18 protein-coding genes are annotated in these 20,988 nt (G+C 70.3%); 8 read left to right on the forward strand and 10 right to left on the reverse strand.

All coding sequences use genetic code 11. The features are described from left to right. On the reverse strand, positions 1 to 2,387 hold a 2,387-nt coding region (locus OF819_RS15555), incomplete at its 3' end, for a transglycosylase domain-containing protein (protein ID WP_267244121.1). 396 nt (positions 2,388 to 2,783) lie between these two features. Here OF819_RS15555 and OF819_RS15560 point away from each other — a divergent pair. Then, complete coding sequence (locus tag OF819_RS15560) at positions 2,784 to 3,128, forward strand: WhiB family transcriptional regulator (RefSeq protein WP_267244122.1); 345 nt, start codon at positions 2,784 to 2,786, stop codon at positions 3,126 to 3,128. Between the two features lie 105 nt (positions 3,129 to 3,233). On the opposite strand, the gene OF819_RS15565 is transcribed toward OF819_RS15560, so the two are convergent. Both OF819_RS15565 and OF819_RS15570 read right to left on the reverse strand, forming a co-directional pair. After that, positions 3,234 to 4,592 carry an ArsA family ATPase gene (locus tag OF819_RS15565; protein WP_267244123.1) on the reverse strand — a complete coding sequence of 453 codons (1,359 nt, stop codon included), beginning with the start codon at positions 4,590 to 4,592 and terminating at the stop codon, positions 3,234 to 3,236. Continuing rightward, positions 4,589 to 5,674: an ArsA family ATPase gene (locus tag OF819_RS15570; RefSeq protein ID WP_267244124.1), complete on the reverse strand. Its 1,086-nt coding sequence runs from the start codon at positions 5,672 to 5,674 to the stop codon at positions 4,589 to 4,591. Before OF819_RS15570 ends, OF819_RS15565 begins: the two co-directional genes overlap by 4 nt. Positions 5,675 to 5,757: 83 nt before the next feature. Between OF819_RS15570 and OF819_RS15575 the strand changes: the two genes are divergently transcribed. The 4 genes from OF819_RS15575 to OF819_RS15590 are packed head-to-tail and all read left to right on the forward strand — an operon-like array spanning position 5,758 to position 8,198. Next, complete coding sequence (locus OF819_RS15575; RefSeq protein WP_005314434.1) at positions 5,758 to 5,919, forward strand: DUF4177 domain-containing protein; 162 nt, start codon at positions 5,758 to 5,760, stop codon at positions 5,917 to 5,919. Next, positions 5,916 to 6,383: a RidA family protein gene (locus OF819_RS15580; RefSeq protein WP_267244125.1), complete on the forward strand. Its 468-nt coding sequence runs from the start codon at positions 5,916 to 5,918 to the stop codon at positions 6,381 to 6,383. Before OF819_RS15575 ends, OF819_RS15580 begins: the two co-directional genes overlap by 4 nt. A 37-nt stretch (positions 6,384 to 6,420) precedes the next feature. Next, positions 6,421 to 7,371, forward strand: coding sequence for an NUDIX hydrolase (locus tag OF819_RS15585; RefSeq protein WP_267244126.1), 951 nt, complete (start codon positions 6,421 to 6,423; stop codon positions 7,369 to 7,371). Continuing rightward, a complete protein-coding gene (locus tag OF819_RS15590; RefSeq protein WP_267244127.1) occupies positions 7,368 to 8,198 on the forward strand; it encodes an MBL fold metallo-hydrolase in 831 nt (276 codons plus the stop codon). Before OF819_RS15585 ends, OF819_RS15590 begins: the two co-directional genes overlap by 4 nt. Positions 8,199 to 8,424: 226 nt before the next feature. Here the strand turns inward: OF819_RS15590 and OF819_RS15595 are convergent, their stop codons facing one another. After that, entirely contained in the window at positions 8,425 to 9,099 is a 675-nt protein-coding gene (locus tag OF819_RS15595) for a Crp/Fnr family transcriptional regulator (RefSeq protein ID WP_267244128.1), read from the reverse strand. Between the two features lie 282 nt (positions 9,100 to 9,381). Here OF819_RS15595 and nth point away from each other — a divergent pair, with 282 nt between their 5' ends. The 3 genes from nth (at position 9,382) to OF819_RS15610 (ending at position 12,449) form a co-directional block, all read left to right on the forward strand. Continuing rightward, positions 9,382 to 10,245, forward strand: a complete 864-nt coding sequence (gene nth / locus OF819_RS15600) for an endonuclease III (RefSeq protein WP_267244129.1) — start codon at positions 9,382 to 9,384, stop codon at positions 10,243 to 10,245. Between the two features lie 146 nt (positions 10,246 to 10,391). After that, positions 10,392 to 11,129, forward strand: a complete 738-nt coding sequence (locus tag OF819_RS15605) for an NUDIX hydrolase (protein ID WP_267244130.1) — start codon at positions 10,392 to 10,394, stop codon at positions 11,127 to 11,129. Between the two features lie 120 nt (positions 11,130 to 11,249). Continuing rightward, entirely contained in the window at positions 11,250 to 12,449 is a 1,200-nt protein-coding gene (locus OF819_RS15610; RefSeq protein WP_267244257.1) for a MarP family serine protease, read from the forward strand. A 105-nt stretch (positions 12,450 to 12,554) separates the two neighbouring features. Here the strand turns inward: OF819_RS15610 and OF819_RS15615 are convergent, their stop codons facing one another. From OF819_RS15615 to OF819_RS15640, 6 genes are all read right to left on the reverse strand, one after another. After that, positions 12,555 to 12,743, reverse strand: coding sequence for a hypothetical protein (locus OF819_RS15615; protein ID WP_267244131.1), 189 nt, complete (start codon positions 12,741 to 12,743; stop codon positions 12,555 to 12,557). Positions 12,744 to 12,949: 206 nt separating this feature from the next. Continuing rightward, entirely contained in the window at positions 12,950 to 13,897 is a 948-nt protein-coding gene (locus OF819_RS15620; RefSeq protein ID WP_267244132.1) for an alpha/beta fold hydrolase, read from the reverse strand. A 52-nt stretch (positions 13,898 to 13,949) separates the two neighbouring features. Next, positions 13,950 to 14,405 carry a phage holin family protein gene (locus tag OF819_RS15625; RefSeq protein WP_267244133.1) on the reverse strand — a complete coding sequence of 152 codons (456 nt, stop codon included), beginning with the start codon at positions 14,403 to 14,405 and terminating at the stop codon, positions 13,950 to 13,952. Positions 14,406 to 14,450: 45 nt separating this feature from the next. Beyond that, entirely contained in the window at positions 14,451 to 15,887 is a 1,437-nt protein-coding gene (gene nhaA / locus OF819_RS15630) for a Na+/H+ antiporter NhaA (protein ID WP_267244134.1), read from the reverse strand. Between the two features lie 258 nt (positions 15,888 to 16,145). Next, positions 16,146 to 18,101 carry an acetate--CoA ligase gene (gene acs, locus OF819_RS15635; protein ID WP_267244135.1) on the reverse strand — a complete coding sequence of 652 codons (1,956 nt, stop codon included), beginning with the start codon at positions 18,099 to 18,101 and terminating at the stop codon, positions 16,146 to 16,148. A 240-nt stretch (positions 18,102 to 18,341) separates the two neighbouring features. Then, positions 18,342 to 20,945 carry a bifunctional SulP family inorganic anion transporter/carbonic anhydrase gene (locus OF819_RS15640; RefSeq protein ID WP_267244136.1) on the reverse strand — a complete coding sequence of 868 codons (2,604 nt, stop codon included), beginning with the start codon at positions 20,943 to 20,945 and terminating at the stop codon, positions 18,342 to 18,344. Between the last annotated feature and the right edge of the window lie 43 nt (positions 20,946 to 20,988).

Here is a 20,988-nt window from a genome sequence, read left to right on the forward strand (position 1 = left end):
TCGTCGCTGCGGCCGCCGATCCCGCCGAAGTTCCCGCCGAAGTCGAAGCCGCCGCCGTTTCCGCCGCGGCTTCCGTTTCCGTTGCCGTCGGTGCTTCCGTCCGTGACGCCGCCGTCGCCGCCGGTGCCCCCGCCGTCCGCCGTCCCCTGGGTGCTGCCGCCGATCAGGTCCGGCGGGATGGAGATGCCGGGCCAGGGCGTCTGCCCGCCGTTGTCGCCGTTGCCTCCGTTGTCGGCCCCGCCGCGGCCGTTTCCGTTTCCGCCGCGGCCGTTCCCGTCGCCGGGCTTGTCGTCATCCGGCCGGCCGGGATCGCCGCCCTTCGGGATGTCCGGGATGTGCACGGTGTTGAACGGCGGCGCCTCCTTGCCGTCCAGCGCCCCGCTCATCGCGTCCTTCCAGATCGGCCCGGGGACCTGACCGCCGAAGACCTTCGCGTGGTAGACGCCGCCGATGGTGATGTTCTCCATCTCCACCTTCTGGGCCGGGTCGCCCACCCACACCGCACCGGAGAGGTTCGGGGTGTACCCCGCGAACCAGGCGTTCTTCCGGAAGTCCGTCGTACCGGTCTTGCCCGCGCTGTCCCGGCTGGTGAGACCGGCCTGCCGGCCCGTGCCGGAGTCGACCACACCGCGCAGCAGCGTGTTGATGGTGTCGGCGGTCCGCTCGGCCATGGCCTTGGCGCACTTGGTCTCGGGCACCGCCAGGCTCTTGCCGTCCGCCGTGGTGATCGACTCGATGGCGGTCGGGGTGCAGTACGTGCCGCGGTTGGCGAAGGTGGCGTACGCGCCGGCCATGGTCAGCGGGGCGATGCCGGTGGAGCCCAGGGTCAGCGGGGCAGGTGAGACCGGCAGCTTTGCGCCGTTGCCCTGCACCACGCCCAGCTTGTCGGTCATCTCCTCGACCGGGCACAGCCCGATCTCCTCCACCATCTGCACGAAGTAGGTGTTGACCGACAGGGCCATGGCCTCCTTCAGCGCATAGGGGCCGACCTCCGATGTGTTCTCGTTCGGGATCTCTTCCTTGCCGAGGTTCTTCCACGGCTTCCCGCTGCATGTGGAGACCTCGTCCGGATAGGGCATCTTGTACGGCGAGGAGTACACCTGCGTCGGCGGCTTGCCCTGCTCCAGGGCCGCGGCCGCGACGAACGGCTTGAACGTCGAACCGACCGGGAAGCCGTAGTTCGAGCCGCCCATGGCCTTGTCGACGGAGTAGTTGATCGTCGTCTCGGTCTTTCCGAAGCCGTACGGGCGGGACTGGCCCATCGCCAGGATCTTGCCGGTCCCCGGCTCGACCATGGTCACCGCGGTGGCGACCTCGTCCGACTCGTAGACGTGTTCCTTTATGGCGTTCTGCGCCGCCTGCTGTGCCTGCGGGTCGAGCGTGGTCTTGATCGTCAGACCGCCGCGGTTCCAGATCTTCGCCCGCTCCTCCCGCGTCTTGCCGAAGACGGGGTCGGACAGGAACACCTCGCGTACGTAATCACAGAAGAAGCCCGCGCCGTTGACGGCGGTGATGCAGCCGTTCTTGGGCTTGCTGACCTTCAGCCCGAGCGGGCTCTCCTTCGCCCGGTCCGCCTCCGCCTGCGAGATGTTGCCCACGTCGGCCATGCGCTGCAGCACCACATTGCGGCGCTTGGTGGCCTCCTGGGAGTCATTGACCGGGTCATAGCGGCTCGGCGACTGGACGAGTCCGGCCAGCAGCGCCGACTCCTCCAGGGTCAGGTCCTTGGCGGACTTGGAGAAGTAGCGGCGGGCGGCGGCCTCGACGCCGTACGCCTGCTGCCCGAAGAAGGTGATGTTCAGATAGTTCCGCAGGATCCGCTTCTTGCCCAGCTCCTCTTCGACCTGGATCGCGTACTTCAGCTCGCGGATCTTGCGGCCCAGGGTCTGCTGGGTGGCCTGGGCGACCTTTTCGGGGTCGTCGCCCGCCTCCTCCACGAAGACGTTCTTCACATACTGCTGAGTGAGCGTGGAAGCGCCCTCGGAGACTCCGCCCGACTGCGCGTTGCGGTTGAGCGCCCGCAGCACGCCCTTCAGGTCGATCGCCCCGTGCTCATAGAAGCGCGCGTCCTCGATCGCGATGATCGCCTTCTGCATATACGGGGAGATGTCCTCAAGCTCCACCTCGGTCCGGTCGCGGGAGTACACCGTGGCGATCGGCCCGCCCTGCGCGTCCAGGATCGTGGTGCGCTGGCTCAGCGGGGGAGTCTTGAGGTTGGCGGGGATCTCGTCGAATCCCTCGACCGTCCCCTTGGCGGCAAGGCCCAGAGCGCCGGCCGCCGGCAGGGCGATGCCCGCCAGCACGGCTCCCGAGAGCACACTGACACCGAGGAACTTGGCGGCCTGCTGGGTCCCGGTCAGACCACCGCCCGAGCGCTTCTTTGCCATGGGGGCAGCCTACGTTCTCATTCGCCGGACAAGGCCGCATGCCTTGGCCTAAGCTGCTCTCAGCTGTCACAGCGGTGCGTTTTTGTATCAGAGATGTGACAGAGACCCCGCCCTTTTCACCCATGCTTCACCCATGGGGCCCTGTGGCCGCATGAGGTGTCATGTGCCCGATGAGACGCAAGTGAACTATCCCGCTTTGCCGGAATAGTCACGCATGCCCCCAGCTCACTCCCCTGGGTGATCTGCCGCGTACCCATAGTCCGTTCGGGCCATTCAAGATTGGGCCCCACGGGGGTGTTGCGCTGTGCCCGCCTTCCGTAACGTCCTCAACTGGCGGCGGTGAATATGCCGCTGCCGCCGTGGGGGAGCCTCGATTCGGGAGAGGACGGCGCCGGCATGGGCTGGGTAACCGACTGGAGTGCGCAGGCTGCCTGCCGCACTACCGATCCGGATGAACTGTTCGTACAAGGGGCAGCGCAGAACAGGGCCAAGGCGGTGTGCACCGGATGCCCGGTGCGGACCGAGTGTCTGGCCGATGCGCTCGACAACCGCGTGGAGTTCGGCGTGTGGGGCGGAATGACCGAGCGGGAGCGGCGTGCGCTGCTGCGCAGGCGGCCCACCGTCACCTCGTGGCGGAGACTGCTCGAAACCGCGCGCACAGAGTACGAACGCAGCGCGGGCATTCTGCCTGCGGGCCTCGACGACGACGAGACATACGAGACTTACGCGGCAGTGGGATAGGCCGACAGGCAGGGCGACGCGCAGAGTGACGCGCAGGTCTGCATCCACGGTCGATGGGTACGTCTGTCGTTCGACGACAGATGTCAACGACGTCAACGGCAGACGTCAGCGACGGTCGTTCGCGGCGAGACGGTCGCCGATGGCCCGTAGCCCCGCGAGATCGTGTACGTCTCCGGGCAAGGCGGCGACCTCCGCCACGGCCACCTCGGGGTGGAGCGCGGTGAAGCGGTCGCGTGTGCGCTGCTCCCGGGCCAGCACCTGCATACGCTCGGCGTGCAGCCGCAGCAGACCCGCGGTCAGTTCTTCCGCCGAGTGAGCGTCGGCAGCGGCGGAGGGGGATTCGGGAGAGGGAGAGGCGCCCGCCGCGTCGTACAGCCTAGGTGCGTCGTGTGCATCGTCGGGGTCGTGAACGATGTCACGAACACCAGTCTTCCCGGTCATATGATCCACAATGCGGCCCTCATCAAGATTTTCTGCCGCCGCCAGCGCCCGCTCGGCCGACAGCCGCGCCGCACCGCTGCCGTGCACCCGGTTCAGCACCAGCCCGGCCAGCGGCATCTCCTCCGCCGCCAGCCGTTCGACGAAGTACGCGGCCTCCCGCAGAGCGTCCCGCTCCGGCGCCGCGACCACCAGGAAGGCCGTGCCCGGAGCCTGGAGCAGCCGGTATGTGGCGTCCGCGCGGGTCCGGAAGCCTCCGAACATCGTGTCCATCGCCGCCACGAACGTCTGCACGTCGCGCAGCAGCTGACCCCCCAGCAGCTTCCCCAGCGTCCCCGTCATCATCGACATGCCGACATTGAGGAACTTCATGCCGGCCCGGCCGCCCACCTTCGCCGGGGCCATCAGCAGCTTGATGAACTTCCCGTCAAGGAAGGAACCGAGCCGCTTGGGCGCGTCGAGGAAGTCCAGCGCCGAACGCGACGGCGGAGTGTCGACGACGATCAGATCCCACTCGTCCCGCGCCCGCAGCTGACCCAGCTTCTCCATCGCCATGTACTCCTGCGTACCGGCGAAACCAGCCGACAGGGACTGGTAGAAGGGGTTCTCCAGGATCGCCCGCGCCCGCTCCGGGTCCGCATGCGCCTCGACGATCTCGTCGAAGGTGCGCTTCATGTCGAGCATCATCGCGTGCAGTTCGCCACGGCCCGCCGGGTCCTCGATGCCCTCGACCCGGCGCGGGACGTTGTCCAGCTGGTCGATGCCCATCGACTGGGCGAGCCTGCGCGCAGGGTCGATGGTGAGGACGACCGCCCTGCGGCCGCGCTCCGCCGCCCGTACGCCGAGGGCCGCAGCGGTCGTCGTCTTGCCGACGCCGCCCGCGCCGCAGCAGACGATGATGCGGGTGGCCGGGTCGTCGATGAGCGGATCGATCTGCAGGGAGGGCGGCGCGTCCAGGGCGTCGGCGGCGTCCAGGACGCCGCTGTGACTGTCCCGGGGCGCTCGGGACGGCGAATGCAGCGTCATGACCCGGCCGCTCCTTGTTTCCGCAGATCCTTCGCCAGGCGGTAGAGCCCCGCCAGGTCGACTCCCTCGCTCAGCAGAGGCAGTTCGTATGAGTCCAGCTCCAGCCGGCGGAGCGCCGCGCGCTGCTCGCGCTCAAGCTCGACGCGCTGCGCGTGCTCCGCGGCCTGCTCCAGCAGCGGATCGACAAGACTCGCCACGCCCGTACCCATGCCCGTACCCATGCCCGTATCCACGCAAGTGCCCATGCCCATGCCCATGCCTGCGCCTTTGCCCTCGCCCGGGCCGCCTGCCGTGCCCGCGCCGCCCAGGCCCCCCGCGCCGCCCAGGCCCGCGGCGGCCAGCACCCGGGCGATCTCGTCACGCCGGCCGTCGGCGGCGCTGCGCACCGCCTCCTCGTCGAGGAGATGCGGCCGGACCATGTTCACGATCACCTTGCCGGCGGGCAGCCCCGCCTCGCGCAGCTCGGCGACCCCGTCCGCGGTCTCCTGGACCGGCATCTCCTCCAGCAGCGTCACCAGATGCACCGCCGTCTGCGGGGACTTGAGGACCCGCATCACCGCCTGCGCCTGATTGTGTATCGGGCCGATCCTCGCCAGCCCCGCCACCTCGTCGTTGACGTTCAGAAACCGGGTGATGCGGCCCGTGGGCGGAGCGTCCATGACCACGTAGTCGTACGCGTACCGGCCCAGCTTGTCCCGGCGGCGCACCGCCTCGCAGGCCTTGCCGGTCAGCAGCACATCGCGCACGCCGGGTGCGATGGTCGTCGCGAAGTCGATCGCGCCCAGCTTCTTCAGCGCCCGGCCCGCGCCGCCGAGCTTGTAGAACATCTGGAGATAGTCGAGGAGCGCCCGCTCGGCGTCGATGGCCAGGGCGAAGACTTCGCCGCCTCCGGAGGAGACGGCGATCTTGCGTTCCTCATAGGGCAACGCCTCGGTCTCGAAGAGCTGGGCGATGCCCTGCCTGCCCTCCACCTCGACGAGGAGAGTCCGCTTTCCCTCGGTCGCGAGGGCGAGCGCGAGGGCGGCGGCGACCGTCGTCTTACCGGTACCGCCCTTGCCGCTGACGACCTGGAGCCTGCTCACGCATTCGAGCCTAACCAGTCGGGCCGCGGCCTACGCACGAGGCTGTCGGTCGGCGCCAGCGCGCTGCGGATACAGTCGGCTCCATGACCAAGTGGGAGTACGCCACTGTGCCGCTGTTGGTACACGCGACAAAGCAGATTCTGGACACCTGGGGCGAGGACGGCTGGGAGCTCGTCCAGGTCGTGCCCGGCCCGAACAACCCCGAGCAGCTTGTGGCCTATCTCAAGCGGGAGAAGTCCTCATGAGCGCCGTGGAGGCCAGGCTTGCCGAGCTGGGGCTGACGCTGCCGGAGGTGGTGCCTCCGCTGGCCGCGTACCAGCCGGCCGTGCAGTCGGGGCCGTATGTCTACACCGCGGGCCAGCTTCCGATGGTGGAGGGCAAGCTCCCGGTCACCGGCAAGGTGGGCGCCGAAGTCACCCCTGAGGAGGCCAAGGAGCTGGCGCGCACCTGTGCGCTGAACGCCCTGGCCGCCGTGAAGTCGGTGGCCGGCGATCTGGACCGGATCGCGCGGATCGTCAAGGTCGTCGGCTTCGTCGCCTCGGCCGCGGACTTCACCGGGCAGCCGGCGGTGCTCAACGGCGCCAGCGAGCTGCTGGGCGAGGTGCTCGGCGACAAGGGCGTGCACGCGCGCAGCGCGGTGGGCGTCGCCGTGCTGCCGCTGGACGCGCCGGTGGAGGTCGAGATCCAGGTGGAGCTGGTCCAGGGCTGACCTCGAACATCCCGGTGATTGCGCATAGCATCCGGTCATGTCCAATGGTCAGTGGTACCCACCCGAATGGCCCGACCGGATCCGGGCTCTCGCTTCCGGTGAGCTGACGCCCGTCGCCCCGAAGCGGGCCGCGACGGTGATGCTGCTGCGCGACACGCCCGACGGCGGCCCCGCCGTGCATATGCTGCGCCGACGCGCCTCCATGGCTTTCGCCGGAGGCGCGTACGCATATCCGGGCGGCGGGGTCGACCCGCGGGACGACCGGCCGGTCCGGTGGGCAGGCCCCTCCCTGGAGCGCTGGGCCGCCAGACTCGGCGTGGACGACACGGCGTCCGCGCAGGCCATCGTGTGCGCGGCGGTTCGGGAGACGTACGAGGAGGCGGGCGTGCTGCTCGCGGGCCGTACGCCGGACACGGTCGTCGGGGCCGTCGGAACCGCCGTCGAGGGTGCGGACGGGGGCACGGGCGACGGCGCGGGCACGGGCGAGGGCGCGGGCTGGGAGGCCGACCGGCAGGCGCTCGTCGACCGCGCACTGTCCTTCGCGGAGTTCCTCGACCGCCGCGGACTGGTGCTGCGCTCCGATCTGCTGGGCGCGTGGGCACGCTGGATCACCCCGGAGTTCGAACCGCGCCGTTACGACACCTGGTTCTTCGTCGCCGTCCTCCCGCAGGGGCAGCAGGCCCGCAATGCCTCCACCGAAGCCGACCGCACGGTGTGGATCCGGCCCGCGGACGCGGCCGCCGGCTATGACAAGGGCGAACTGCTGATGATGCCCCCGACGATCTCCACGCTGCGGGCGCTGACGGCGTTCCCGACGGCCGGGGCGGCCCTCGCGGCCGCGGGGGAGCAGGACCTCACTCCCGTACTCGCGCAGGCCAGACTGGTGGAGGGGGAGATCGTCCTCAGCTGGCCCGGGCATGAGGAGTTCACCAAGAGGATCGAGCCGGCGGGCCCGGAGCGGCCGGCGGAAGGCGGGGAAGACCGATGACGGACGCAGCCGCACTGCCGGGGCAGCCGCGCGGCGGGGTGCTCTCCGGCCCCGCCACCGCCCGCGCCGTCAACGTCCTCGCGCCGAATCCGTCCGCCATGACGCTGGACGGCACCAACACCTGGATCGTGTCGGAGCCGGACTCCGCCCTCGCGGTCGTCATCGACCCGGGGCCACTCGACGAAGGCCATCTCCAGACGGTCGTGTCCACCGCGGAGAAGGCGGGCAAACGCATCGCGCTGACCCTCCTCACCCATGGCCATCCCGACCACGCGGAGGGTGCGGCGCGGTTCGCCGAGCTGACCGGCACGGCGGTGCGCGCGCTCGACCCGGCGCTCCGGCTGGGCGACGAGGGGCTCGCGGCCGGCGATGTGATCACGGTGGGCGGGCTGGAGCTGCGGGCCGTGCCGACGCCCGGGCACACCGCCGACTCGCTCTGCTTCCATCTGCCCGCGGACCAGGCCGTGCTGACGGGGGATACGATCCTCGGCCGGGGCACGACCGTCGTCGCCCATCCGGACGGACGCCTCGGCGACTACCTCGACTCCCTCAGAAGGCTGCGCTCGCTGACCGTGGACGACGGGGTGCATACGGTGCTGCCGGGCCACGGACCCGTACTCGAAGACGCCCAGGGCGCCGTCGACTTCTATCTCGCCCACCGCGCCAGCCGGCTCGCCCAGGTGGAGACGGCCGTCGAGAACGGCCATCGCACGGCTCCCGAGGTCGTGGCCCATGTGTACGCGGATGTGGACAGGTCCCTGTGGCCGGCCGCCGAGCTGTCGGTGCGGGCGCAGCTGGACTATCTGCGGGAGCACGGACTGATCTGACGGGCGCACGCCCTGATCTGAGCGGAGGCTGGCCGTCATCGCCTGTCGCCGCGATCGTCTGAGACGGCGGCACACGGCAGAACGAGGGGCCGCCCTGGCTTCGGCCCGGGCGGCCCCCGCTCGTATCTGCGTTACGCGTACGCGGCCGGCGTGTGTGCTCAGCGGCGGGCGTGCTCGGCGGATGCGCTCACCGCCTGTGCTCAGCGGGTGTGCTCAGCGGGTGTGCTCAGCGCGAGCGCTTGGCGAGGCGCTCCACGTCCAGCAGGATCACTGCGCGCGCCTCCAGGCGCAGCCAGCCGCGCTGGGCGAAGTCGGCCAGGGCCTTGTTCACCGTCTCGCGGGAGGCGCCGACGAGCTGCGCCAGCTCCTCCTGGGTGAGGTCGTGGACGACGTGGATGCCCTCCTCCGACTGCACGCCGAAGCGGCGCGACAGATCGAGCAGCGCACGGGCGACCCGGCCGGGAACGTCGGAGAAGACCAGGTCGGACATCTGGTCGTTGGTCCTGCGGAGACGGCGGGCGACCGCGCGCAGCAGGGCGCTGGCGACCTCCGGGCGGGCGTTCAGCCAGGGCTGGAGATCGCCATGGCCGAGACCGAGGAGCTTGACCTCGGTCAGCGCGGTGGCGGTGGCCGTGCGCGGTCCCGGGTCGAAGAGGGACAGCTCGCCGATCAGCTCGCCGGGGCCGAGGACGGCCAGCATGTTCTCGCGGCCGTCGGGGGAGGTGCGGTGGAGCTTGACCTTGCCCTCGGTGACCACGTAGAGGCGGTCCCCGGGGTCGCCCTCGTGAAAGAGCGCGTCGCCACGGGCGAGCGTCGCTTCACTCATCGAGGCGCGGAGCTCCGCGGCCTGCTCGTCATCGAGCGCCGCGAAGAGCGGGGCGCGCCGCAGAACGTCGTCCACGAGTTCTCTCCTTGTCGACCTGCTCAGGGGGCGTTGGTCCCCATGATGCCGGACCGTGCTGTACTCGTCTGTACACGTCCGGGGGCGGGCCCACGGACTTCCGGGCGGCAAAAATTCGTGCGATCAGTCACAACAAGTTTGACGCACAGCGGCGTCTGTCCCTACGGCAGGGGCCCGATTGGGTCCTGATTGCCGGTGACCGGGGCGGATGTCAGTGGCGGCCCTTAGGCTGGCCGGGTGTCCAATTCGCCGGTGAGAGCGCAGGCCAAGGGGGCTGGAAGCGTGTCCGCGAAGCAGAATTCCGCTGTGGGCGAACAGCCGTCGCCACCCCGCTCGCCTAATCCGCCAAAGCGGAGGAAAAGCGACAAATCGGAATCAAGGCTGGCCATGGTCCGCCGCGCCCGCCGGATCAATCGCGAGCTGGCCGAGGTCTTTCCGTACGCCCATCCGGAGCTTGATTTCGAGAATCCGTTCGAGCTGCTGGTCGCCACGGTCCTCTCCGCCCAGACGACGGACCTGCGGGTGAACCAGACCACGCCCGCGCTCTTCGCCAGATACCCGACTCCTGAGGACATGGCCGCCGCCGTGCCGGAGGAGCTGGAGGAGATCATCCGGCCCACCGGCTTCTTCCGGGCGAAGGCGAAGTCGCTGATCGGCCTCTCCGCCGCTCTGCGGGACAACTACGGCGGCGAGGTCCCCGGCACCCTCAAGGACCTGGTGACGCTGCCCGGCGTGGGCCGCAAGACGGCGTTCGTGGTGCTCGGCAACGCCTTCGGCGTCCCCGGCATAACGGTCGACACCCACTTCGGCCGGCTGGTGCGGCGGTGGAAGCTGACGGATCAGGAGGACCCGGAGAAGGTCGAGGCCGAGATCGCCGCGATCTTCCCGAAGTCCGAGTGGACGATGCTGTCGCACCGCGTGATCTTCCACGGCCGGCGGATCTGCCACGCCCGCAAGCCCGCCTGCGGCGCCTGCCCCATCGCGCATCTCTGTCCGTCGTACGGGGAGGGCGAGACGGACCCCGAGAAGGCCAAGAAGCTGCTGAAGTACGAAATGGGCGGGCAGCCGGGCCAGCGGCTGAAGCCGCCGCCCGACTATCCGGGCAAGCCGGCGCCGCCCGCCGCCGCCCTGGGGGCGGCCGGGTGACGGGACCGGTGACGGGGCCGGTGACGCACGGGGCTGCGGGCGGTCCGGCGGCAGGCGGTCCGGCGGCCTCCGGCCGCGCCGCGCCGCGCGGCCGCTGTGGAACGATCCAAGCGCCCCGGGGCGTTATGCGCAGGGGGTGCATCTGATTGCGCACAGGAGAAGACACGGACGAGACATCCCGGACACACGGGGTCACAGAGACGGGCCGGGCCGCGGGCGAGGTCGTCGTCACGACACAGGGGCTGCCCGAGTGGCTCGACCCCGTCGTACGCGTTGTGCGGAGCGTCGAGCCCGAGCAGCTCAGCCGGTTTCTGCCGCCCAAGAGCGGGCGCGGCCGGCAGTCCGCCGTGCTGATCCTGCTCGGCGACGGCGCGCGGGGCCCCGAGCTGCTGCTGATGGAGCGCGCCGGCTCGCTGCGCTCGCACGCCGGGCAGCCGTCCTTCCCCGGCGGCGCGCTCGACCCCGAGGACGGCGACCCGGCCACCACCGGCCCGCTGCGCGCCGCCCTGCGCGAGGCCGAGGAGGAGACGGGTCTCGACCCGTCCGGCGTGCAGCTCTTCGGAGTGCTGCCCAGGCTCTACATCCCGGTCAGCGGTTTCGTGGTGACCCCCGTGCTCGGCTGGTGGCGCGTGCCGAGCCCCGTCGGCGCGGTGGACCCCGCCGAGACCGCCAGGGTCTTCACCGTCCCCGTGGCGGATCTCACGGACCCCGCCAACCGCGCGACCGCACTGCATCCCAGCGGCCACACCGGCCCGGCATTTCTGGTCGAATCCGCCCTGGTCTGGGGTTTCACCGCCGGAGTGATCGACCGGATTCTGCACTTCGCGGGCTGGGAGCGGCCATGGGACCGCTCCCGGCGGGTCCCGCTGGACTGGCGCTCATGACAGGCTGACCACACGCCGTACGCCGTGCTCCGCGGAGGCGGCGCGCTCAGGGCGGCTCCGCCGCCGGACCCGAAAGCCAGCCGGCGGAGCGCCGGCGACGACACTGCGAGGCAAATGACGGTGAACGTGCTGGACATCCTGTTGCTGGTCGCCGCCGTGTGGTTCGCGATCGTCGGCTATCGCCAGGGCTTCGTCGTCGGCATCCTGTCGGTGATCGGCTTTCTTGGCGGCGGCCTTGTCGCCGTCTATGCGCTGCCCGTCCTGTGGGACCATCTGACGAACAACACGGAGGTGTCCACCGCCGCGGCGATCGCCGCCGTGGTGATCGTGATCGTCTGCGCCTCCGTGGGGCAGGCCGTCACCACGCATCTGGGCAACAAGCTGCGCCGGTACATCACCTGGTCGCCCGCCCGGGCCCTGGACGCCACCGGCGGCGCGCTGGTCAATGTGGTGGCGATGTTGCTGGTCGCCTGGCTGATCGGCTCCAACCTGGCCAAGACGTCCCTGCCCCCGTTCGGCAAAGAGGCCCGCAACTCCAAGGTGCTGCAGGGCGTCCACCGCCTGATGCCCGATCAGGCCTCCACCTGGTTCGACGACTTCTCCTCCGTCCTCGCGCAGAACGGCTTCCCGCAGGTCTTCACCCCCTTCTCCAACGAGCCCATCACCGAGGTCCAGGCTCCCGACCCGGCGCTCGCCGGCAGCCCCGTCGCCGCCCGCGCCAAGCAGTCCATCGTCAAGGTCGTCGGCACGGCCCCGGGCTGCGGCAAGGTCCTCGAAGGCACCGGGTTCGTCTTCGCCGAGCGGCGGGTGATGACCAACGCGCATGTCGTGGGCGGAGTCGACGAGCCGACCGTGCAGATCGGCGGTGAGGGCAGGCTCTACGACGCCAAGGTGGTGCTGTACGACTGGCAGCGGGACATCGCCGTGCTGGATGTGCCGGATCTGCGGGCGCGGCCGCTGCAGTTCGCCGACGGCGATGCGCGCTCCGGCGACAGCGCGATCGTCGCCGGCTTCCCGGAGAACGGCTCCTACGATGTCCGTTCTGCGCGGGTGCGCGGCCGTATCAACGCCAACGGCCCCGACATCTACCAGCGCGGCATCGTGCAGCGCGATGTCTACTCGCTCTTCGCCACGGTCCGCCAGGGCAACTCCGGCGGTCCGCTGCTGACGACGGACGGCAGGGTGTACGGCGTCATCTTCGCCCGCTCCCTGGACGACCCGGACACCGGTTACGCCCTGACGGTCGATGAGATCCGCGAGGACATCGCCCTTGGCCGCAGCGCCAACCAGGAGGTCGACAGCCAGCGCTGCGCGCTGTAGGCGTGCGAAGGGTGAAAGGGGCGACGGGCGTCAGCCGTGGATCTGGCCTCCCGGCCGGGTCGGCCGCGGATACGGCGAGCCGGGGCAGCGGTATGGCGAGCCTCGTCAGCCGCGGGTATGGCGCAGCCGCGCGGACACCCAGCGGGCCCGACGCCTCAGGATGCGGGAGATGCCGACCCCCTGCCCGGGATGATCATGGCCCTCGCCTCGGGGGCCACCCGTGTCATGGGTGATCGGCCCACTGGCCGTGCGGCGGTTGCGTGCTGCGTCACCGTAGTCGTGCGTCCAGCCCATACCCCGACGTGTGCCCCTGGCCCATGGTCGGTAACCGTGCCGGACGCGGCCAATTGGCCTATGCGCCGGGCATTTGGCCGTTCGTAGGACAACCGTTCCCCGGGCGTTTTGCAGAAGCCGACGACCGGGCGCTCCGACGGCGGGTGTGGTCCGGCGGCCGGTGCGGTCCGCGGCGTACGACTGCCGGCGCCTTCCGCCGCGTACGGCTACCGGTCGGGTTCGGGGTCCTTCAGCCAGTTGATGAGCTCCGTGGAGAAGGCCACCGGGTCCTCCTCGTGCGGAAAGTGGCCGAGGCCGTCGAAGAGCCTCCAGCGGTACGGGGCCTCCACATACTCGCCCGAGCCCGCCGCGCTGCGGGTGCGCATCGCCGGGTCCAGCGAGCCGTGCAGATGCAGCGTCGGCACCCGTACCGGCCGCTTCATCCGGCGGTTGAACTGGATGCCGTCCGGCCGTGCCATCGAGCGCACCATCCAGCGGTACGGCTCGATCGAGCAGTGCGCCGTCGACGGGATGCACATCGCGCGCCGGTACACCTCGATCGCCTCTTCGTCCGGAGGCTGCGGACCCGACCAGGCACGGATCAGCTTGCCGGCCAAGGCCCCCTCGTCCGCCACGAGCTGACGCTCCGGAATCCAGGGGCGCTGAAAGCCCCACACATAGGATCCGGCGCGGCTCTGCGCGAAGTCGGACAGCATCGCCGAGCGCCACCGGCGCGGATGCGGCATCGAGGAGACCGCCAGCCGGCGCACCAGCTTGGGCCGCATCACCGCCGCGGTCCAGGCCAGATATCCGCCCAGGTCATGGCCGACGAGCGCGGCGTCCGGCTCGCCGAGGGAGCGGACGACCCCGGTGATGTCGAGCGCCAGGTTCGCGGGGTCGTAACCCCGGGGTGTGCGGTCGCTGCCGCCCACGCCCCTCAGGTCCATCGCCACCGCACGGAACCCGGCGTCGGCGAGCGCGGTCAGCTGATGCCGCCAGGTCCACCAGAACTGCGGGAAGCCGTGCAGCAGCAGCACCAGCGGCCCGTCGCCCAGCTCCGCGATATGGAAGCGGGCGCCGTTGGCCGCCACATCGCGGTGGGTCCACGGGCCGTCGATGCGTACGGGGCTGCCGGAGCCGCCGAAGCCGCCGGCACGGATGTCTGGGGCAGTCATGCTGTCGAGCGTCCCACATCCGCCGGACTGCGGCGCGGCTGCTCCGAAAGCGTCACACGACTGCCTTGTCCTGGGCCGGACGTGTGTGCGGCTTGACGGTCTGCAGGACGGCGGCCGTCTGCTTGGCCGAGGCGATGGACTTCTCCGGCGGCTTGACCTTCTTGAACTTGGAGACGCCCAGCAGTGCGAGGGCCACGCCCAGCAGGACGTATGCGCTGCCCACGATCAGAAACGACCAGGCCAGGCCGAGGCCCAGATTGTGGATCCCGTACGCCGCCGCGAAGCTCAGCACGGGCAGCGCGAAGAGCACCAGCACCCCCGCGACGATGAACGCGACGCCGCCGATCGCGCCGCGCTTGACGTCCTGGCGCAGCTCGGCCTTGGCCAGGGCGATCTCGTCGTGCACCAGCGCGGACATCTCCGCGGTCGCGGAGGCGACCAACTGCCCGAGGCTGCGGTCGGCGGTGGGGCCGGTGCCGTTGACGCCCGTCATGCCGGGGTCGCTCATCGCTGACTCCCTCTTCTCGCTCTTCGCCTGCGAATCCGTGTCAGATCATGCCGGACTGTCGCCGCCGTCGCGCGACACCCCCGCCACTTCCGCCATCCGGCGGTGCTTCGCGGCCTTCTCCTCGTAGATCGCGGCCATCCGCAGGTGGTACTCCGGATCGTCCTGCTCGTAGATGTCCGGGATGCCGTCGCGGTCCTCGTCGCGGTCCTCCTCGGCGCACAGCGCCTGGTACTTGCGCACACGCAGCTTGAGCAGCACGGTGGCGCAGATCGCGGCGATCAGCGAGCCGATCAGGACGGCGGCCTTGACCTCGTCGGTCAGCACCTCATCGCCGACGAAGGCGAGTTCGCCGATGAGGAGCGAGACGGTGAAGCCGATGCCCGCGAGCGTGGCGACGGCGAACACATCGGCCCAGGCCAGATCCTCGTTCAGCTGGGCCCTGGTGAAGCGCACGGTCAGCCAGGAGCCGCCGAAGATGCCGATCATCTTGCCGGCCACCAGACCGAGGACCACGCCGAGCGTCTCGGGCTGGGTGAAGACATCGGAGACCGCGCTGCCGGAGACGGAGACACCCGCGGAGAACAGCGCGAACAGCGGCACCGCGAGACCGGCCGAAAGGGGACGCACCAGATGCTCGATGTGCTCCCCGGGCGAGTGATCCTCGTCCTCATGGCGGGTGCAGCGGAGCATCAGGCCCATGGCCACTCCGGCGATGGTGGCGTGGACGCCGCTGTTGTACATCAGCCCCCAGATCACCAGGCCCAGCGGGATGTACACATACCAGCCGCGTACGCCCATGCGCAGCAGCAGCCAGAAGAGGCCCAGCCCGACGAGTGCGCCGCCCAGCGCCGCGAAGTTCAGATCGCTGGTGAAGAAGATCGCGATGATCAGGATGGCGAAGAGGTCGTCGACCACCGCGAGGGTGAGCAGAAAGGCGCGCAGTGCGGACGGCAGCGAGGTGCCGATGACCGCGAGGACGGCGAGCGCGAAGGCGATGTCGGTGGCGGTCGGCACGGCCCAGCCGTCGGTCGAACCGCCGCCGATGGCGTTGACCAGCAGATAGACCAGCGCGGGGGCGGCCATGCCGGCGATCGCGGCGACCACCGGGAGGGTGGCCGCCTTGGGGTCGCGCAGCTCTCCTGCGACCAGCTCGCGCTTGAGCTCGATGCCCGCGACGAAGAAGAAGACGGCCAGCAGTCCGTCGGCGGCCCAGTGCTGAAGGGAGAGGTCAAGGCCGAGAGCAGCCGGCCCTATGTGGAAGTCGCGTACGGACTGGTAGTCGTCGCTCAGGGGGCTGTTCGCCCATATGAGGGCGACGATCGCCGCGATGAGCAGCAGTACGCCGCCGACGGTCTCGGCTCGCAGGGCGTCGGCGATGAACCTCCGCTCGGGGAGGGACAGACGCCCGAGGAACTTGCGGTCCGTCTGGTCGGCGGGACGGTCGGTCTGGCCGGTCTGGCCAGGGGGGGTCGGTGCGGGCACGTCGAAGGACCTCCGATGGTCGGGTGGGCAGGGGTGAAGCGCATGCCGACCAGACTTCCCGGCGCACCTTTTGTCACATGTAGTTCTTATCAAGTCTTATCAAGAGCGTCGTTGACGCGCGCTTTACCTTACCCAAGCCCGCAAGGGCGTATCCGTGACCCTCACCATAGACACATAAGGGACATCCGGCGCGTCAGCCGGATGTCCCTCGATGTGCCTTGGCGTCCCTTGGCGTCTCTCTTGGTGTGGCTCGGCCGGTCAGTCCTCGCTGGGGGCGCTCGGCAGCTTCGACTGGATGAGATCCATCACCGAGGAGTCCGTCAGGGTGGTGACATCACCCAGCTGGCGGTTCTCGGCGACATCGCGCAGCAGCCGGCGCATGATCTTCCCGGACCGGGTCTTCGGCAGCTCCGCAACCGGCAGGATCCGCTTGGGCTTGGCGATCGGCCCGAGCGTCGCGCCGACGTGGTTGCGGAGGTCGGCGACCAGATCTGCGTCCTCGGCGGCGCTGCCGCGCAGAATGACGAAGGCCACGATCGCCTGACCGGTCGTCTCGTCCGCCGCGCCGACGACGGCCGCCTCGGCGACCTTGGGGTGGGAGACGAGCGCGGACTCGACCTCCGTGGTGGAGATGTTGTGGCCGGAGACCAGCATGACGTCGTCGACCCGGCCCAGCAGCCAGATGTCCCCGTCGTCGTCCTTCTTGGCGCCGTCGCCGGCGAAGTACCTGCCCTCGAAGCGGGACCAGTAGGTGTCGATGAAGCGCTGGTCGTCACCCCAGATCGTACGGAGCATCGACGGCCACGGCTCGGTCAGCACCAGATAGCCGCCGCCTCCGTTGGGCACTTCGTGCGCCTCGTCGTCCACGACGGTCGCCGCGATGCCGGGCAGCGGGCGCTGCGCCGAACCGGGCTTGGTCTCGGTGACACCCGGCAGCGGGGAGATCATCATGGCGCCGGTCTCGGTCTGCCACCAGGTGTCCACGATCGGGCAGTTTCCGCCGCCGATGTGCTCCCGGTACCAGATCCAGGCCTCCGGGTTGATCGGCTCGCCCACCGACCCGAGGATGCGCAGGCTGGACAGATCGAACTTGGCGGGGATGTCGTCGCCCCACTTCATGAAGGTGCGGATCGCCGTCGGCGCGGTGTAGAGGAGGGTGACGCCGTACTTCTGCACGATCTCCCAGAACCGGCCCTGGTGGGGGGTGTCGGGTGTGCCCTCGTACATCACCTGGGTCGCGCCGTTGGCCAGCGGCCCGTACACGATGTACGAGTGGCCGGTCACCCAGCCGACGTCGGCAGTGCACCAGTAGACGTCCGACTCCGGCTTCAGGTCGAAGACGGCGTGGTGGGTGTAGGCCGCCTGGGTGAGATAGCCGCCTGAGGTATGCAGGATGCCCTTCGGCTTGCCCGTCGTGCCGGAGGTGTAGAGGATGAAGAGCGGATGCTCGGCCTCGAACGCCTCAGGGGTGTGCTCGGTGGACTGGCGGGAGACGATGTCGTCCCACCACACGTCCCGACCCTCGGTGAACGCGGTGTCCTGGCCGGTGCGGCGCACGACCAGCACATGCTCGACCTGGGGGCACTTGGTGACGGCCTCGTCGATCGCGGGCTTCAGGGCGCTCGGCTTGCCGCGCCGGTAGCCGCCGTCCGCGGTGATGACCAGCTTGGCGTCGGCGTCCTGGATGCGGGAGGCGACGGCGTCGGCGGAGAAGCCGCCGAAGACCACCGAGTGGGCCGCGCCGATGCGGGCGCAGGCCAGCATCGCGACGGCGGCTTCGGGGATCATCGGGAGATAGACGGCGACCCGGTCGCCCTTGCCGACGCCCAGCTCGGTGAGCGCGTTGGCCGCCTGGGACACCTGGTCCTTGAGCTCCGCATAGGTGAGGGCACGGCTGTCGCCCGGCTCGCCCTCGAAGTGGATGGCGACCCGGTCGCCGTGGCCCGCCTCCACATGGCGGTCCACGCAGTTGTACGCGACGTTCAGCCGGCCGTCGGCGAACCACTTCGCGAAGGGCGGATTGGTCCAGTCGAGGGTCTCGGTCGGCTCGACGGCCCAAGTGAGGCGCCTGGCCTGCTCGGCCCAGAAGCCGAGTCTGTCCGCCGTGGCCTGCTCATACGCCTCCGCCGTCACATTGGCGTGCGCGGCCAGCTCGGCCGGCGGCGTGAATCGGCGCTCTTCCCGAAGAAGATTGGCCAGGCTCTCGTTGCTCACGACATCTCCCTTTCCCAGGGCGTCCTCTGTGCCTATGTGTCCCAGGCCATAGCTCATCAGTCGACGGCCCGGGTGACAAGAGCCAGCCGGGAATTGGTGTAGACCTATTTCGCCGCACGTCGGAGACCGCTGTCGTGGGCGCGCTGAGCCCGGGGTTCCTCCTTCCCCGGGCGGTGGGGAAGGAGGAACCACCCGTTCCCACGGACAGATCCGGCTGGTCGGTTCACAGGGGGGCGGGGCTCAGACGGATGACTCCTCCAGTGGAGCCTGCGGCTCCTCGGCCGCCCGGGAACCGTCGGACGACCGGGAGGTGTTGGAGGTCGTTGAGGTTCCGGAAGCTCTGGAGAGCCGGGTGATCCGGGAGCCGACGGAGCTCCGGACGGGCCGCCGGGCGGCCCCGGACACCGGCAGGGCAGAGAAGGCGGGATCGACCCGGTGGAACACCGCGCCACTCTCCTGGCCTACCCGCTCTCCGCCGCTGCCGCCCGCGCCGTCCTGCCGCCCCGCTCCGCACTCGCCGTCCGTCAGCAGATACGCCTGTGCCTCTCCCACGTGGAAATACATGCCGTGCAGCTCAAGGGTGCCCTCCGCGAGTCGGCGGGCCACCGATTCATGCGTGCGCAGATGCTCAAGCTGCTGCACCACATTCGTCAGGCACAGCTGCTCCACCGCGTCGGCAGGCGGTCTCCCGGCAATGCGCACCCGGGAGGGGTGCGCATCGCCCAGCCGCTCCAGGCTCGGTCGGCCATGCCGGAGCCAGCGCCGCAAGGGAGTCTGCGCTCCGGCTTCCCCGTCCGGCGGACTGCTCAGCAGCGCCTGCATCGCCCCGCAGCCGGAGTGCCCGCAGACGGTGATCGAATCCACCTTCAGCACCTCGACCGCGTACTCGATCGCTGCGGCGACTGAGTCGTCGCCGCTCTCCTCGCCGGGCAGGGGCACCAGATTGCCCACATTCCGCACGGTGAACAGATCGCCCGGGCCGCTGGCCGTGATCATGCTGGTGACCAGCCGGGAGTCGGCGCAGGTGAGGAAGAGCTGCGAGGGCCGCTGTCCCTCGCGTGCCAGCCGGGCCAGCTCATCGCGGACCAGCGGGGCCGTATTGCGCTGGAAGGAGCTGAGGCCGCTGGCCAGTTGGTGCACGGTCGGCGACTGCCGCTCGGCCGCCGCCCGGGTGCCGCTTCCGCAGTAGTGGTTGCGCCAGGGCGTCCAGGGGCGGCAGCAGCCGTGTGTCTCCGACGCCGGCTCGCTGATCCGGCTGCCCGCCCTGCCGGTGAACTCCACGGTCCCGCCCTGTGCGATGTGCGCCGTCTGCCAGTCGTGCAGCGCTTCATGGGCGGCGTGGTCCATGAAGGAGCCGTCCAGCTCGACGAGGCAGTTCGCGCCGAACGGCACCTGACCCAGCATCCGGCTCAGCCGGGGCACGGCCAGAAACGTCAGCTGTCCGCGCACCCGCACCCGGTGCACGCCCTCCTGCTCCTCGACCGTGATCTGTGTCCTGGTCAGCCGGTGCAGCGCCACGATGACCGCCACCGCGATCCCGATGGCGACGCCCTCCAGCACGCCGGTGAGCACCACTCCGGTCAACGTCGCCGCGTACACCAGCGCCTCGCGGTTCCGCTTGACGCTGCGCATATGGGTGATGCTGACCATCTGCACACCCACGACCATCACCAGCGCCGCCAGCGCGGCCAGCGGGATCAGATCGAGCACGGGCACCAGCAGGAGCGCGGCGATTACCACCCACAGGCCGTGCAGGATCGTTGAGTTGCGGCTGACCGCGCCTGCGGCGACATTGGCGGAGCTGCGCACGGCGACGCCGGTGATCGGCAGTCCGCCGAGGGTGCCCGAGACCATATTGCCCGCTCCCTGGCCGGCCAGTTCCCGGTCGAGACGGGCGCGCGGAATGTGTACGTCCGGCGTCTTGCGCGCGGCGGTCAGCCTGTCCACGGCGACCGCGGACAGCAGCGACTCCACGCTCCCGACGAGGGTGATGGTGAGCACGGCCGCGATCAGGCCGAGCACGGGCCCCTCGGGCATCTCGGGCAGGGCGTGGCTGCTCCAGGACGGCAGATCGACGCGGGGCAGACTCAGTCCGGCGAGGGTGGCGAGCACGGTCGCGCCCGCCACCGCGGCGAGTGCCGCCGGGAGCTTCCGTACAAGCTGCCCCGTCCGCCCCGGAATCCGCGGCCACAGCAGGAGCGTCGCCACGGTGAGCGCGCTGACGGACAGGGCGGCGGGGTGGAGGTCGGCCAACTGGGCCGGCAGACCCTGGACGTTGGCGACGGCGGAGCTCTGGGGGTTGCCGCCGAGCACGATATGGAGTTGTGCGAGGGCGATGGTGACGCCGATGCCGCCGAGCATGCCGTGCACGATCGCCGGGCTGACGGCGAGGGCGGAGCGGGCCACTCGCAGGGCGGCCAGGCCGAGTTGGGCCAGTCCGGCGACGACGGTGATGGCGCAGGTGGTGCGCCAGCCGTACCGCTGGATCAGATCGGCGGTGACCACGGTCAGCCCGGCCGCGGGGCCGCTGACCTGGAGCGGCGCCCCACCGAGTCGCCCGACGACGATGCCGCCGACCGCTGCCGCCACCAGCCCGGCCTGGAGCGGCGCCCCGGTGGCGAGCGCGATGCCGAGGGACAGCGGCAGGGCGATCAGGAAGACGGAGATGGAAGCGGACAGATCGGCGCCGGCAATGGGGGAGCGGAAGCGGCGGCTGCCGGGTGGTTGCGCGCCGGGCGGGCTGTGCGTCCGGCGTCGAAAGCGGGCGCTCCGGCCGAGCCGGCGTCGTCGGGGCGGTGTGCGAGAAGCGTCGTCGTCGGTGCGGGTGGGGACGCAGGCAGACATGTTCCCGTCTCCTCCGGGGCTGCGCGGTCGCGGAATGTGGGGT

Source organism: Streptomyces sp. PR69 (assembly GCF_026420845.1).
Lineage (GTDB): Bacteria > Actinomycetota > Actinomycetes > Streptomycetales > Streptomycetaceae > Streptomyces.

Coding starts and splice junctions, on each gene's coding strand:
- OF819_RS15560 (WP_267244122.1), top strand. CDS start 2,784: ATGGGCTGGGTAACCGACTGGAGTGCGCAGGCTGCCTGCCGCACTACC.
- OF819_RS15565 (WP_267244123.1), bottom strand. CDS start 4,592: ATGACGCTGCATTCGCCGTCCCGAGCGCCCCGGGACAGTCACAGCGGC.
- OF819_RS15575 (WP_005314434.1), top strand. CDS start 5,758: ATGACCAAGTGGGAGTACGCCACTGTGCCGCTGTTGGTACACGCGACA.
- OF819_RS15580 (WP_267244125.1), top strand. CDS start 5,916: ATGAGCGCCGTGGAGGCCAGGCTTGCCGAGCTGGGGCTGACGCTGCCG.
- OF819_RS15585 (WP_267244126.1), top strand. CDS start 6,421: ATGTCCAATGGTCAGTGGTACCCACCCGAATGGCCCGACCGGATCCGG.
- OF819_RS15590 (WP_267244127.1), top strand. CDS start 7,368: ATGACGGACGCAGCCGCACTGCCGGGGCAGCCGCGCGGCGGGGTGCTC.
- OF819_RS15615 (WP_267244131.1), bottom strand. CDS start 12,743: ATGGGCTGGACGCACGACTACGGTGACGCAGCACGCAACCGCCGCACG.
- OF819_RS15620 (WP_267244132.1), bottom strand. CDS start 13,897: ATGACTGCCCCAGACATCCGTGCCGGCGGCTTCGGCGGCTCCGGCAGC.
- OF819_RS15625 (WP_267244133.1), bottom strand. CDS start 14,405: ATGAGCGACCCCGGCATGACGGGCGTCAACGGCACCGGCCCCACCGCC.
- OF819_RS15640 (WP_267244136.1), bottom strand. CDS start 20,945: ATGTCTGCCTGCGTCCCCACCCGCACCGACGACGACGCTTCTCGCACA.